Origin of the sequence: Bradyrhizobium sp. 23 (assembly GCF_023073295.1) — a bacterium.
Taxonomy (GTDB): domain Bacteria; phylum Pseudomonadota; class Alphaproteobacteria; order Rhizobiales; family Xanthobacteraceae; genus Bradyrhizobium; species Bradyrhizobium canariense_D.
This window is the reverse complement of record NZ_JADPJF010000064.1, coordinates 82927-96249: the sequence shown is the minus strand read 5'-3', so window position 1 is coordinate 96249 and position 13323 is coordinate 82927. Positions and strand designations below refer to the sequence as shown.

The 13323-nt window shown below is 63.2% G+C and carries 15 protein-coding genes; 8 read left to right on the top strand and 7 right to left on the bottom strand.

Annotated elements, in window-relative coordinates; genetic code table 11:
* Window positions 1–568 (bottom strand): TetR/AcrR family transcriptional regulator (locus tag IVB32_RS15485; RefSeq protein ID WP_247410695.1); only part of this gene is annotated, 568 nt, incomplete at its 3' end.
* A 153-nt stretch (window positions 569–721) separates the two neighbouring features.
* On the opposite strand from IVB32_RS15485, the gene IVB32_RS15480 reads away from it, so the two are divergent.
* Window positions 722–1120 carry a RidA family protein gene (locus IVB32_RS15480; RefSeq protein WP_018455526.1) on the top strand — a complete coding sequence of 133 codons (399 nt, stop codon included), beginning with the start codon at window positions 722–724 and terminating at the stop codon, window positions 1118–1120.
* 45 nt (window positions 1121–1165) lie between these two features.
* Here the strand turns inward: IVB32_RS15480 and IVB32_RS15475 are convergent, their stop codons facing one another.
* Both IVB32_RS15475 and purQ read right to left on the bottom strand, forming a co-directional pair.
* Window positions 1166–2137 (bottom strand): tripartite tricarboxylate transporter substrate binding protein BugD, encoded by a 972-nt coding sequence (locus IVB32_RS15475; protein WP_247368156.1) that lies wholly within the window; start codon window positions 2135–2137, stop codon window positions 1166–1168.
* The gene (purQ, locus tag IVB32_RS15470) at window positions 2134–2835 is read right to left on the bottom strand and encodes a phosphoribosylformylglycinamidine synthase subunit PurQ (protein ID WP_247368158.1); all 702 of its coding nucleotides are present in this window, start codon (window positions 2833–2835) and stop codon (window positions 2134–2136) included. The genes IVB32_RS15475 and purQ overlap by 4 nt, the downstream gene beginning before the upstream one ends.
* Before the next feature lie 163 nt (window positions 2836–2998).
* Between purQ and IVB32_RS15465 the strand changes: the two genes are divergently transcribed.
* Complete coding sequence (locus tag IVB32_RS15465; protein ID WP_018455523.1) at window positions 2999–4015, top strand: magnesium and cobalt transport protein CorA; 1017 nt, start codon at window positions 2999–3001, stop codon at window positions 4013–4015.
* A gap of 10 nt (window positions 4016–4025) precedes the next feature.
* On the opposite strand, the gene purS is transcribed toward IVB32_RS15465, so the two are convergent.
* Together purS and purC are read right to left on the bottom strand one after the other, a co-directional pair.
* Window positions 4026–4268, bottom strand: a complete 243-nt coding sequence (gene purS, locus IVB32_RS15460; protein ID WP_026232966.1) for a phosphoribosylformylglycinamidine synthase subunit PurS — start codon at window positions 4266–4268, stop codon at window positions 4026–4028.
* 12 nt (window positions 4269–4280) lie between these two features.
* The gene (gene purC, locus IVB32_RS15455; protein ID WP_008974302.1) at window positions 4281–5048 is read right to left on the bottom strand and encodes a phosphoribosylaminoimidazolesuccinocarboxamide synthase; all 768 of its coding nucleotides are present in this window, start codon (window positions 5046–5048) and stop codon (window positions 4281–4283) included.
* Window positions 5049–5358: 310 nt separating this feature from the next.
* Here purC and IVB32_RS15450 point away from each other — a divergent pair, with 310 nt between their 5' ends.
* Complete coding sequence (locus IVB32_RS15450) at window positions 5359–5682, top strand: DUF1476 domain-containing protein (protein WP_018455521.1); 324 nt, start codon at window positions 5359–5361, stop codon at window positions 5680–5682.
* Window positions 5683–5737: 55 nt separating this feature from the next.
* Here IVB32_RS15450 and cynS read toward each other — a convergent pair whose 3' ends face one another.
* Window positions 5738–6226 carry a cyanase gene (gene cynS / locus IVB32_RS15445; protein ID WP_018455520.1) on the bottom strand — a complete coding sequence of 163 codons (489 nt, stop codon included), beginning with the start codon at window positions 6224–6226 and terminating at the stop codon, window positions 5738–5740.
* Between the two features lie 138 nt (window positions 6227–6364).
* On the bottom strand, window positions 6365–7909 hold the full coding sequence (locus IVB32_RS15440) for an alpha/beta fold hydrolase (protein WP_247297267.1): 1545 nt from the start codon (window positions 7907–7909) through the stop codon (window positions 6365–6367).
* 148 nt (window positions 7910–8057) lie between these two features.
* On the opposite strand from IVB32_RS15440, the gene mddA reads away from it, so the two are divergent.
* From mddA to IVB32_RS15415, 5 genes are all read left to right on the top strand, one after another.
* On the top strand, window positions 8058–8858 hold the full coding sequence (gene mddA / locus IVB32_RS15435) for a methanethiol S-methyltransferase (protein WP_247297265.1): 801 nt from the start codon (window positions 8058–8060) through the stop codon (window positions 8856–8858).
* A 23-nt stretch (window positions 8859–8881) separates the two neighbouring features.
* Window positions 8882–9532: a helix-turn-helix transcriptional regulator gene (locus tag IVB32_RS15430; protein WP_247297263.1), complete on the top strand. Its 651-nt coding sequence runs from the start codon at window positions 8882–8884 to the stop codon at window positions 9530–9532.
* A complete protein-coding gene (locus tag IVB32_RS15425; RefSeq protein WP_247297261.1) occupies window positions 9529–10506 on the top strand; it encodes an NADPH:quinone oxidoreductase family protein in 978 nt (325 codons plus the stop codon). Before IVB32_RS15430 ends, IVB32_RS15425 begins: the two co-directional genes overlap by 4 nt.
* 28 nt (window positions 10507–10534) lie before the next feature.
* On the top strand, window positions 10535–11284 hold the full coding sequence (locus IVB32_RS15420; protein WP_247297259.1) for a hypothetical protein: 750 nt from the start codon (window positions 10535–10537) through the stop codon (window positions 11282–11284).
* Window positions 11285–11455: 171 nt separating this feature from the next.
* A complete protein-coding gene (locus IVB32_RS15415; protein ID WP_247410692.1) occupies window positions 11456–13159 on the top strand; it encodes an amidohydrolase in 1704 nt (567 codons plus the stop codon).
* Window positions 13160–13323: the final 164 nt, after the last annotated feature.

The following is a 13323-nucleotide window of genomic DNA, read 5'->3' as shown; positions in this document are numbered from 1 at the left end:
CCAACGCTTGGAAGGCGTCAACGGCCTTGGTCAGGACGCCTGGCGGATCGTCGGCTGCGGCGACCCACAGCGCTGCGCTCAGCGCAGCCCCGTTCAGCAAGCGTCCCGCCGCTTCGACATCGACGGGCTTCACAATCCCCTGTTCGATCAGCGACCGAATGGTTCGCATGGTAATCTCAAGACAGGCATTCTCGCCGGGCCACTTGGATGGATCACCGAGCACGGCCGGTCCATCCAGAAGCATGACGCGCTGAATTTCAGGATCGAGCGCCATCTCGATATAGGCGGTCCCCTCTGCAAGCAGTCCTTGCCACAAGCTCGGCGCTTGCTCGCGGGCCGTGCGGAGCCGTTCCGCCATTTCGCTGTCGATCTGCTCAACGACGGCCCAGAGCAGCCCCTTCTTGTCTTCGAAGTTGTGATACAGCGCGCCCCGCGTCAGTCCGACGGAAGCAGTCAGCTCGTCCATCGACGCGGCTGCATAGCCTTGTGTGGCAAACGCCCTGCGCGCGGCCCGGATGAGCTTGGCCCGACTTTCCGCCATCGCCTCGGCGCGCTTGCCCTTCGCCATGCTTCCCAACTCCATTTGCCGACCCTATTGACATACGGTCCGTATGTGATCCATATTCCACATACGCTACGTATATGAACAGCTCGTGGAAATCCAGTGGCAGGCCCTGCCCACCACAGCTGCGACCGCCATCCATCAATCAAGGATCCAGACATGCCCAAGCGCGACGCAATCTTCCCGGCCGGCCGCCACGCCCTCTATGAAGCGCACCGCTATTCGGCCGCGATCCGGTCCGGCGACCTGCTCTTCGTCTCCGGGCAGGTTGGAAGTCGCGAGGACGGCTCGCCCGAACCGGTGTTTGAGGACCAGGTCCGACGCGCGTTTGCCAATCTGCGTGCCGTTCTCGCAGCGGCCGGATGCACGCTGGACGATGTGGTGGACGTCACCACGTTCCATACCGATCCGGCCACGCAGATCGAGAAGGTGATGGCAATTCGCGCTGCGGAGATCGGGGAGGCACCCTATCCGAACTGGACGGCAGTCGGAGTGAATTGGCTTGCCGGGTTCGACTTCGAGATCAAGGTGATCGCCCGCATTCCTGCTGCGGGGTAAGCGTTCTCGGTGGCTATGATGCCAACCGTCAGGAGCCTCGCGCTATTACTTGGCGTCGTCGGCCAGCATCTTGCGGTACTTCTCGACGTCGCGCGTCACGAGGTTTTGCAGCACCTCGGGCGTGTGCTCGTCGGGATCGGGGACAACGGTCGAGAGGTCGGCGAACCGTTTCTTCACCGCGTCGGTTTCCACGGCCGTACGCGCGGCGGCATTCAGCTTGGCAATGACCGCCGGCGGAGTGCCCTTGGGCGCGAACAGGCCGTTCCAGCCCTGCGCCTCGAATTCGGGCAGGCCGGCTTCGGCCGACGTCGGCAGATCCGGCAGGGTCGCGAGCCGCACGGTCGAGCCGACCACGAGCCCGCGCGCCAGCTTCTCGTTGATCGACTGCGAGACGGAGGCTGCCGCATCGCAGACGCCGTCGATCTGGCCGCCGATCGCATCCGTGAGCGCGGGGGCGGCGCCGCGATAGCCGACCAGCGTCGCGTCGATCCCGGCGGCTGTGACGAAGCTCTTGCAGATCAGGTAGTTCGAGGACCCGACGCCGGCATGGCCGAGATTGATCTTGCCCGGATTGACCTTGGCGTAGGCGATGAACTCTTTCAGGTCCTTTGCCGGAAAATCCTTGCGCACGGCGATGATGCCGAACGTCTTCGCCACCATGGCGATCGGCACGAAGGAGTCCGGCGTGAACGGCAGCTTTGGATAGATCGTATAGGTCGCGGCGTTGGTGCCGGCATTGCCGATCGCAATGGTGTAGCCGTCAGGCTCGGCGCGGGAGGCGCGCGCCAGTGCGGTCGATCCGCCGGCGCCGGCGACGTTCTCGATCACGATGGTCTGGCCGAGCGCGATGCCCATCTGCTCGGCAACCGTGCGCGCGATCACGTCGGACGTGCCGCCGGCCGCGAACGGCACGATCATGGTGACGGGACGCTTGGGGAAATCCTGTGCGAACGCGGCCGTCGCGAACGCAACGACGGCGACAGCGGCCGGCAGCCGCTTCAGCACGAACGCAATCACGCGGCTTTTTCCAGATGCGCGGTGAGGCCGGCGAACAGGCCGCGACCGTCGGTGCAGCCCATGATGTCTTCGACGTGGTTTTCCGGATGCGGCATCATGCCGAGCACGTTGCCCTTGTCGTTGACGATGCCGGCGATGGATTGCGCGGCGCCGTTGATGTTGCTGATATCGTCGATCGCGCCGTCAGCCGAGCAATAGCGGTAAAGGACGCGACCCTCGCCTTCGAGCCGCTTGATGGTCTCCGCGTCCGCCGCATAATTGCCCTCGCCATGCGCGATGGGCACGCGGATCACCTGCCCGGCATTGTAGCCGCGCGTGAATGGCGTGTCGGAGCGCTCCACGCGCAGATGCACGTCGTGGCAGATGAATTTCAGCCGCGCATTGCGCATCAGGACGCCAGGCAAGAGGCCGGACTCGCAGAGGATCTGAAAACCGTTGCAGACGCCGAGCACGAGGCCGCCCTTGGCCGCATAGTCGCGCACCGCGTCCATCACCGGCGCCCGCGCCGCAATCGCGCCGCAGCGCAGATAATCGCCATAGGAGAACCCGCCGGGCACCACCACGAGGTCGGTGCCATCAGGCAGCGACGTCTCGGCATGCCACACCAGCGCGGGCTCGCTGCCCGAGATCAGCCTCAAGGCACGCGCCATGTCGCGCTCGCGGTTGATTCCGGGAAAGACGAGGATGGCGGCTTTCATGGCAGAGGTTCCGAACGAAGATTGAATGGGGCTGGCACGGCTGCCAAATCGTGAGCAGACATATCCATTTGACGGGGATTTTACCAGTGCTAGCCTCGGCCGCGAGCGTTGTGCACAGGCCATAGCCCGCCATCGGCCGATCGATTCGCCCGGGATTAAAGCCATGAATGTCCCCTCGCTGCCCGCATCCCTCTCCGAGCCGGTGTCCACCGAGGGCGTGATCGCCGCCGGTGCCTATGTCGACGGCCGGCGCGTCGCCAATATTGCCATCAGCGAGGCCTCGAGCTGGCGGGCGAAGCCCGGCCACGTGGTCTGGATCGGGCTGCACGAGCCCGACATGGCGCTGCTCAGCGCGGTGCAGAAGCAGTTCGACCTGCACGAGCTTGCCATCGAGGACGCCAACCACGCCCATCAGAGACCGAAGATCGAGCAATATGGCGAGGCCCTGTTCATCGTGGCGCGAACCGCGCAACTGATCGAGGGCCGGATCGCCTTCGGCGAGACGCACATCTTCGTTGGCGAAGGCTATCTGGTCTCGGTGCGCCACGGCGCGTCGACATCCTACACGCCGGTGCGCGAACGTTGCGAAAGCTGCCCGCGAGCGCTCGCGCGCGGCGAGGACTACATCCTCTACGCCATCCTCGATTTCATCGTCGACAACTACTCGCCCGTGCTCGAGAGCATTCACGAAGAGGTCGAGAGCATCGAGGATGACGTGCTCTCCAAGGCGATCAGCAAGGCGCAGATCGAGCGGCTCTATATGCTGCGCCGCGACCTCTTGCGGCTCAGGACCGCGATCGGGCCGCTGGTGGAGGTCTGCCGCCGTCTGGAGCACGACGAGCTTGCGATGGTGCGCGCGACGATGCAGCCGCTGTTCCGCGACGTCACCGACCACGTCCGCAACATCCAGGAGCGGATCGATTCCATGCGCGAGGTGCTGGCCTTCGCCTTCGAAGCGAGCCTGCTGGTCGGCCAGGCCCAGGAGACGGCGGTCTCCAAGAAACTTGCCTCCTGGCTCGCGATCATCGCGATCCCGACCGCGCTTGCCGGCATCTACGGCATGAACTTCAAGCACATGCCGGAGCTGGACTGGGAGTACGGCTATTACACGCTGCTCGGCGTGATGCTGACGGCGTGCGGCGCGCTGTATTGGCGTTTTCGTCGGGTCGGATGGCTGTGAGCCATCCCGTTCACCCGATCAGCTCGACCCGGTAGTTCTCGATCACGGTATTCGCCAGCAGCTTGTCGGCGGCATCCTTCAACGCCGCCTCCGCCTTCGCCTTGTCCGTGCCCGCGAGCTCGATGTCGAACACCTTGCCCTGCCGGACGCTGGCGACGCCGTCGACGCCGAGCGACTTCAACGCACCCTCGATCGCCTTGCCCTGCGGATCGAGGATGCCCGTTTTCAACGTCACGGTAACACGTGCCTTCACGTCAGATCCCTCTTAGCTCTTCACCAGCACCGGGCCTGAGCCCGCCGGACGCTCGTTCTCCATGAGGATGCCAAGACGCTTGGCGACTTCGGTATATGCCTCGAGCAGCCCACCGAGATCCCTGCGGAAACGGTCCTTGTCGAGCTTCTCGTTCGACTTGATGTCCCACAGGCGGCAGCTATCCGGCGAGATCTCGTCGGCGACGATGATCCGCATCATCTCGTTCTCGAACAGCCGGCCGCACTCCATCTTGAAGTCGACGAGGCGGATGCCGATGCCGAGGAAGAGACCGGTGAGGAAGTCGTTGACACGGATGGCAAGTGCCATGATGTCGTCGATCTCCTGCGGTGTCGCCCACCCGAAAGCGGTGATGTGCTCTTCCGACACCATGGGATCGTTGAGCTGGTCGTTCTTGTAGTAGAACTCGATGATCGAGCGGGGCAGCTGCGTGCCCTCCTCGATGCCGAGGCGCTGCGACAGCGAGCCGGCGGCAACGTTCCGCACCACCACTTCCAGCGGCACGATCTCGACTTCGCGGATCAATTGCTCGCGCATATTGAGGCGGCGGATGAAATGGGTCGGCACCCCGATGTCGTTGAGGTGCTGAAACAGGTACTCCGAGATCCGGTTGTTGAGGACACCCTTGCCCTCGATCACCTGATGCTTTTTCGCATTGAACGCGGTGGCGTCATCCTTGAAGTGCTGGATCAGGGTACCGGGCTCCGGGCCTTCGTAAAGAACCTTTGCCTTGCCTTCATAAATGCGACGCCGACGGCTCATGGGGATGTACCGTGTTTTGTTGAAATCCATGTATTTGGTGTGCTCCGGTTGACGAGACTACGACCCACAGCGGAGCTGCCGTGAACGGCCCGGAACCCCTAGAAAACAGAACGGGAACCCAGCCTGAGGCAACCTATCCGATTGGCTGTCCCAGCACAATCGATCCGGCCGTCCGGCATCAAACTTATACCGCCTTGCCTGCGGCTTAACGGCTCGTTGTTTTGCCGATTCCTGCCCCCTATCTAGGCATGCACCGGGGCTCTCGCAACGAGGGCCAGCCGGGTCCAGTCAGCAGGGAATTGGAAAAGGCATGAGCACGTTGGACAAGCGCGAGGAAGGCTTCGAGAAGAAGTTTGCCCTCGACGAGGAGCAGAAATTCAAGGCGGAAGCCCGCCGCAACCGGCTGCTCGGGCTGTGGGCGGCCGAAAAGCTCGGCATCACGGGTGATGCCGCCACGGCCTATGCCAAGGAGGTGGTCGCGGCCGATTTCGAGGAAGCCGGTGACGCCGACGTCCTGCGCAAGGTCATGGCCGATTTCGCCGCCAAGAACGTGGCCGTCACCGAACAGGCAATTCGCGCCAAGATGAACGAGCTGATCGCGGTGGCGGCGGCCGAGGTGAAGGCCGGGAAATAAGGCGAAGCATCATTCCGGGGCCACGTCTGCGACGCGCCCCCGGAATGCCAACCAGCTATCCCTCCTTGAACCCATATTCCGGCACGTTGCCGCTGGCGCCGTAATATTTGTACGGCAGGAATTTGCCGCTCATCGTGAACTTGACGCGGTCGCCCTTCGGATTCGCCACGCGCTCGATCGCCATGTCGAAGTCGATCGCCGACATGATGCCGTCGCCGAACTCCTCCTCGATCAGCGCCTTCCAGGCCGGGCCGTTGACCATCACCATCTCGTAGAAGCGGTAGATCAGCGGGTCGGTCGGCGGCATCGGCGTGCCGGTGCCGCGCATCGGCACCTCGTTCAGCATGGCGGTCTCCGCCTTCGACAGGCCGAACAGTTCGCCGGCGTTGGCCGCCTGCGGCTTCGTCAGTTTCATCTGGCCGAGGATCGCGCCTGTTATCAGCACCTCGGAATAGCCGCCGATCTTCTCGCAGATATATTTCCAGCTCCAGCCCTTCTCGCGCTTGATGTCGAGCAGCTTCTCGGTGAGGTCTTCGCGTTTCATGTCAGGGTCTCCTTGGCTAAGACTATGTCGCGCCGGCTCATTTCCTCGAGGCAGCGGATAGACGCGACGCTTTTTTGTGCCACTTTGGCAGGCACGAAACGTGCCAATGACCGGGGCTACGGATTTACGTGCCTCGCCTCATCGCCTCGGCAATGCTTCCGTAAATCCCCTGATCGCATCGAGCACCGGCTGCTGATCGCCCGCGAAGAACCAGTGATCGTTGCCGTCGAGCTCGACGAATTGCGCACCTTTGATCCGGCTCGCCACATCGCGGCCGGCCGCGATCCGTACGGCCTTGTCGTCCCGACGATGCAACACCAATGTCGGCATGGCAATTTGCGGCAAAAGCTGCCGCACGTCGGCGTCGCGAAACGCCTCGAGCACGGCCGAGATGCCGCCGGGACTGGAGGCCGCGCGCAATAGCCCCGCCCACCATGCGCGGGCCTGGGGATCGCCGGCAAGGCTGGGTGCGAAGGTCTCAATCCCCACCGGACCTCCCCATTGCGCGATGAGGTGCTTGCTCCAGGCGTCGTACTGGCTGGCGCGCAACGCGTGCGGATAGTCCTGCGACCAGCAGCCCTTGGCCAATGCACCGAACAGGATGAGTCCGGCCACGAGACGCGGCTCGTCGACGGCGAATTTGATGCAGGCCGGCCCGCACTCGGATGCGCCGAACAGCACGACGCGGCGCGCATCCGCGGCGCGCAGCACGGTGCCGATATCCTCCGCGGTGACGTCGATATCAGGCGCCGACCCAACCCGGTCGGACAACCCGATCCCGCGACGATCGAACACGATCAGACGCCCCAGCTTCGTCAGTGAGGCCAGAAAGGTTCGGCTCGCCGGATGCTCCCAGGCGCGTTCCACATGCGATACGAAGCCGGGCATGACCAGGATGTCGAGCGGACCGCTGCCATAGGTCTGATACGCCAGATGCACACCGGCGCCCTTGACGTAGCGCGTCGCTGGTACAGAGTGTGCCGCCGCAGGACTCATCAACGCCGCGGTCTCGGCTTCCGGCGTAACACCAAGCTCGTCACGCAGCCGCCGCGTCAGTGCCGCATGGTGCCGCTCTGCCGCGCTGCGGTCGCCCGCCAGCAGCAGGCTGCGGATCAGATGCCGGCCATAGACCTCGCTCAAAGGATCGAGCTCGGCCAGACGGGTCGCATGCGCGGTCGCGGCGAAGTAGTCTCCGGCAGCGGTCTTGTCCTGCACCAGACGCTCCAGCGCGTGCATCAGCCGTCCCCGCAGCGCCTCGCGGCGGAAGAACGCCCAATCGTCGAATTCCGGACAGTCCTCCGGGGAGAAGCCTGCGAGGAAATCTCCGCGATAAATCTGGCAGGCTTCGTCAAAGTCACCGCGATCGCAGGCGCTCTCGAAAATATGTGCATCGACCTGCAGCGCGACTGCCGGAGACCATCGCAGACTGGTGCGGTCGGTCTCGAACACCTGCTGACCGAGCGTCAGCTCGATTCGGTGAAGCAGCCGCCGCAACCGCGCAAGGCCGGTCTCGCGGTCAGTTTCAGGCCACAGCAGCGTCGCCACGATTTCGCGGGCCACAGCGCCCTTGGCCTCCGCGAGATAGACCAGCAGCGCCAGGCCCTTGCGCAAGGCCAACTTGATCGGGCGGCCGTCGGCGTGGACCTCAGGGAACCCGAATGTCCCCAGCGAGAAAGCCGTCATGAAAGTCCTCCCTCCCCTTGCGGCGCCCCCGGGGGACGCACAGGGGACGGTCCAGCAATAGCAGTCGGGGCAGATCGAGCCTGCTCGCGGGCGAGCAATTCAGGCTCCTCCATGCGGCACGGCTGCATCAGGCACAATAGGAAAAAACATGATCTCGCGCCTCCTGATCCTGCTCTACGCCATCGTGAGCTACGTGATCTTCACGGTCTCATTTCTCTATGCGCTCGGTTTCGTCGGCAATTATGTCGTGCCCAAGTCGATCGATATGTCGATCGATAAGTCGATCGATGTCGGCAACCCCACGGACCTGAGCTTCACCATCGTCGTCAACCTGCTGCTGATGAGCCTGTTTGCGATCCAGCACAGCGTCATGGCGCGCCCGGCCTTCAAACGATGGTCGGCCAAATTCCTTCCCCTCGCCTGCCAGCGCAGCACCTATGTGCTGCTCTCCAGCCTGATCTTGTTGCTGCTGTTCTGGCAGTGGCGTCCGATCCCGACGCCGATCTGGGAGGCGAGCGGAATGGTGGCCTGGTTGCTGATCGGCGTGCATTGGCTGGGCTGGCTCATCGCGTTCGCCTCGACCCACATGATCGATCATTTCGATCTGTTCGGCCTCCGCCAGGCCTTCGTCGCGTTCCGCGGGAGCGAGATACCAGGTCAATCGTTCAGGACGCCGCTGCTCTACAAGATCGTGCGCCATCCCATCATGCTCGGCTTTCTGCTCGCGTTCTGGGCCACGCCCGAGATGACTGTTGGCCACCTTCTGTTTGCGCTCGCAAACACCGCCTACATCCTGGCCGCGCTTCAGTTCGAGGAGCGCGACCTGATCGCCGAGTTCGGCGCGACCTACCATGACTATCGCCGGCGCGTTCCCATGCTGCTGCCGCGTCTTTTCGGTCGTCGGACGGAAGATCGCCAGCCGCCTCGGCCTGCTGGAGCGTCGCAATGAATACAATATCAGCTATTCCCCGGATGTCGGCGGAGGCCGCCACGTTTGCCGATACGCTGGATGGGCTTGACGTCGGTCTTTGTCTCGTTGACGCGGAGGCGCGTCTCATTCACGCCAATACTGCCGGGCAGGACATGATCGAAGCGCGCGACATCCTGCACGAAATCCGCGGGCACCTCGCGGCTTGCGATCCGACGGTCAACCGGACCCTGCAGCATTTTTTCGCCGCCGCCGGGCAGGAAAACGCGTTCCTCGGCGCCGACGGGATCGCGCTGCCGATGATCGGGCGGGATGGGAAGCGCCACGTCGCCCATGCTCTGCCGTTAACTTCCGGCGCGCGCCGACGTGGGGGTGTCGCCTACAGCGCCGTCGCCGCGCTGTTCGTCCGCAGGGCGGCGCTGATGCTACCGTCTCGTTCCGAAGTGATCGGCAAGGCATTCAAACTGACGCCGACCGAGTTGCGTGTGATGCTCGCGATCGTCGAACGCGGCGGCGTTCCCGAAGTGGCGGCGGCACTCGGCGTCGCCAATACGACGATCAAGACGCATGTCCGGCGCCTGTTTGAAAAGACCGGTGCAGCGCGACAGGCAGATTTCGTCAAGCTTGTCGCGGGATATGCGACGCCGTTACGCAAACCTGCCGAATGCAGACAATCCGTTGGAGCGACACGATGAGAGCAATTCTATGCAGCTCATTCACTGGCCCCGCCGATTTGCGCCTTAGTGAAATCGACGAGCCGAAGCCCTCCGGCGACGAGATCCTGATCGACGTCCATGCGGCCTCCGTCAGTTTCATGGACCAGTTGGTGGTCTCGGGTCTCTATCAGATGCGGCCGCCGACGCCCTTCGTGCCCGGCACGGAAGCATCCGGTGTCGTCGTCGCGGTCGGCGACAAGGTCACGGGATTCGCGCCTGGTGACCGCGTGGCGTGCAGCGCCTGGACCGGCGGCTACGCCGAACGGATGATAGCGAAGGACTCAAAGTGCGTGCTTCTGCCGGAAGGCGTCGCGTTCGAGGCAGCGGCGACGGTCCTGCACAATTACGGCACGGCCTATTATGCGCTGGTCGAGCGGGCCAGGGCGCAGCGCGGCGAAACGCTGTTCGTCACCGGTGCCGCCGGCGGAGTCGGCCTTGCCGCGGTCGACCTTGGCCGCCACCTGGGCCTGCACGTCGTCGCCGGTATCGGCTCCGATGACAAGGGTGCCCTCGTCCGCAATTATGGGGCTGGCGAAATCGTCAACTATAGTAGCGAGGATCTGCGCGACCGCATCAAGTCGATCACGTCAGGAGAAGGCATCGACATCGGCTTCGACACGATCGGCGGCGCGATTTTCGAGCAGATGGCGCGGTCGATGAAATGGGGCGGACGGCTGATGCCGATCGGCTTCACCAGCGGCGAAATTCCCCAGCTCCCGATGAACCTGCCGCTGCTCAAGAACTATTCCATCCTCGGCGTCTTCGTCGGCGCCTGGGCGGAGAAATTCTCAGCTGATGCCGCGCGTATGAACGCCACGCTGATGCAATTGCTGGCCGAGGGAAAAATCCGTCCGCACATCGATCGCGTCCTTCGTTTGGAGGAGGCCGGAGAAGCCATGCGCGCCGTGGCCAACCGAACGGTTCAGGGGCGAATTGTCCTCAAGATCAGGTAAGGTGAGCCGGAAAGAGAGAACAAAACCGATGACACAGATCATCATCGACAAACGCTTTTGCGGTCCTCCGAACTCCGGCAACGGCGGCTATGTCTGCGGCCGGCTCGCCCGCCACATTCCCGGCGCCGCGGAGATAACGCTGCGCGCGCCGCCGCCGCTGGACACTCCGCTCGATGCGGTCGCAACCGACGACGGCACATGGGAGCTTCGCGACGGCAACAAGATCGTCGCGACCGGGCAGCCGGCAAGCGTGGAGCTTTCGCGACTGGAGACAGCCAGCTTCGAGGACGCCTGCGCCGCCGAATTGCTGACGCCGGTCAAGCCGCACGAGCATCCATTGCCGACATGTTTCGTGTGCGGTCCGGCAAGGGCGAAAGGCGACGGCTTGCGCATTTTTGCCGGCGCGCTCCGCGGTCACAACGCCGTTCTCGCGGCGAGCTGGACGCCGGATCAGAATCTCGCCGCCGACGACGGCCTCGTCGCGCCGGAATTCCTCTGGTCGGCGCTCGACTGCCCCACCGGTTTTGCCTGCAATTGCGATCCACAGAGCGGCGGCTTCGACAAGGCACCGCTGCTGCTGGGGCGAATGTCAGCACGGATCGAAGCCCGCCCGCGCCCGGGAGAACGCTGCATCATCACGGCCTGGCCCATCGGCCGCGACGGCCGCAAACGCGCGGCCGAAGCTGCGCTTCACGATGAAGCCGGGAGATTGCTGGCGGTGGCGCGAGCGACATGGATTGCGGTCCAGCGCGAAGTGCAGCTCGGACGTCCTTCGTAGAGGGGACATGGGTGCCCGGTACCAGGAGGGCCAGCTTTCCAGCTAACCACGGGAGCACTCCACTTTAGCCACCGTGCGACGCTGCCAAGCCTCGAGAAGCGTTGAACCCACGTTTAATCAAAGATATTCTTGCAGTTGTCGCCAAGCAAAAAAGATCCAAGAGGGTACGCGATGGTCCGCAAGTTAAAGGCATTTGCAATCCTTGCTACGGGCATGTTCATCGCTGGCGTCGCAAATGCCGAGGCACAGCAGCCGGAGCTTAATGCGCCTGACCTGGTCCTCGTTAATGGCAAGGTTCTGACCTTAGACGACCGATCGATCGTCACGGAGGCAGTCGCCGTCGCGGATGGAAAGATCATCGCGACCGGAACCAGTGCTTCGATCAAGGCGCTTGCAGGCGCCCGGACCCGCGTGCTCGATGTGTCTGGCAAGACCGTCATCCCCGGATTGATCGATACACACGCTCACTTCAAGGCCGCTGGTCTGGGCGACTATGTCGTAACCCTGGGCCGAGCCAAGACCGTTGCGGACGCGCTCGAGGCCATCAAATCGTTCGTCACCAAGAAGAAGCCGGGTGAGTGGATTGTAGGTGGCGCGTGGCACCCGCCCTCGCAATTGGCCGAGAAGCGCTATCTCACGAGGCAGGAGATCGATAGCGTTGCTCCGAACAACCCGGTCTATCTTCGCACCGTCGGGCATTTCTCGATGGCGAACACCATGGCTCTACAAGTGGTCGGTGTCGACAAGACCACCTCGGATCCGAGTGGTGGAAAGTTTGAACGCGACGCAGCCGGTGAATTGACCGGCGTGCTCGTGGAGACGGCGATCGATCGGGTCGAGAAGGCCGTACCACCCTGGACAGAAGACGACGAAATGCGGCAATTCACCATCGCCGAAGGTGTGCTGAACAGCTTCGGCATCACCAGTGTGATCGAAGGCGCAACAGAGCCGCGCGATGTCCGCACGCTGCAGAAGCTTGTCGCAGCCGGGAAAGCCACTTTGCGCACCGGCGTGATGTTTCGACCGGAGCCCCCAGCCGATGTGACGGCATGGGAAGCGATCATGTCAGGCAATGGGGCCTCATCAGGCTTCGGCGACGATTGGCTCAAGTTCGCGGGCATCAAGATCTTTTACGACGGCGGCATGACGCTGAAGACAGCGCTCATGCGTGACGTGTATCCCGATTCACACGACAACTATCACGGCATCACGCAGCAGACTCCCGAGCGGCTGAAGCAACTCATCTCCGTCTGCAACCGTTATGACTGGCGTGTCGGTGTCCACGTGGTGGGCGATCTGGGTATTGACCAGGTGCTCGATGCCTTCGAGGCAGCGGATAAAGAAAAATCGATCCGCGACCGTCGCTTCGTCCTCATCCACGCCAGCCTGATCCGGCCAGAACAGATGGAGCGTGCGCAAAGACTGGGAGTCCGCATAGATTTCCAGAACGTTTTCATGTGGGATAAGGCAGCGACCGTCGAACGATTTCTCGGGAAAGCAACCGCCGACCGCGCCGTGCCGACTAGGACGTTGATCGAAAAAATGGGGCTCAACAGCCTCGGCGCCGGGACGGATTTTCCGGTCAACCCGATCAACCCCTTCCTCAACATGTACATCATGGTCACCAGGAAGGACCCCAACGGAAACGTCTACGGCTCGGCAGAAACCATCACGCGCGAGCAGGCCCTCCGGCTCTACAGCAGCGCGGCTTCGCGTTATACGTTCGATGAAGCGCGCAAAGGGACCATTGAGCCCGGAAAGCTGGCGGACATCGTGGTGCTCTCTGCTGACTACGCGGCCGTGCCGGAGGAGCAGATCAAGGACATCAAGGTGGACCTAACCCTGGTCGGCGGCAAGGTGGTCTTCCAGCGCTGAACCGGCCCTGATCGGCCAAGGTGAGCGACAGCGACCATTCGCTCTGCTTCCCGACGAAATCTACACGCTCTGCTCGATCATCCCCTGCAACCGTACCAGCTCCGCCTCGAGATCCCGCTCCACGTCCGCAGCCCGCATCTCGATCACGCGATAATCGCGCGCCT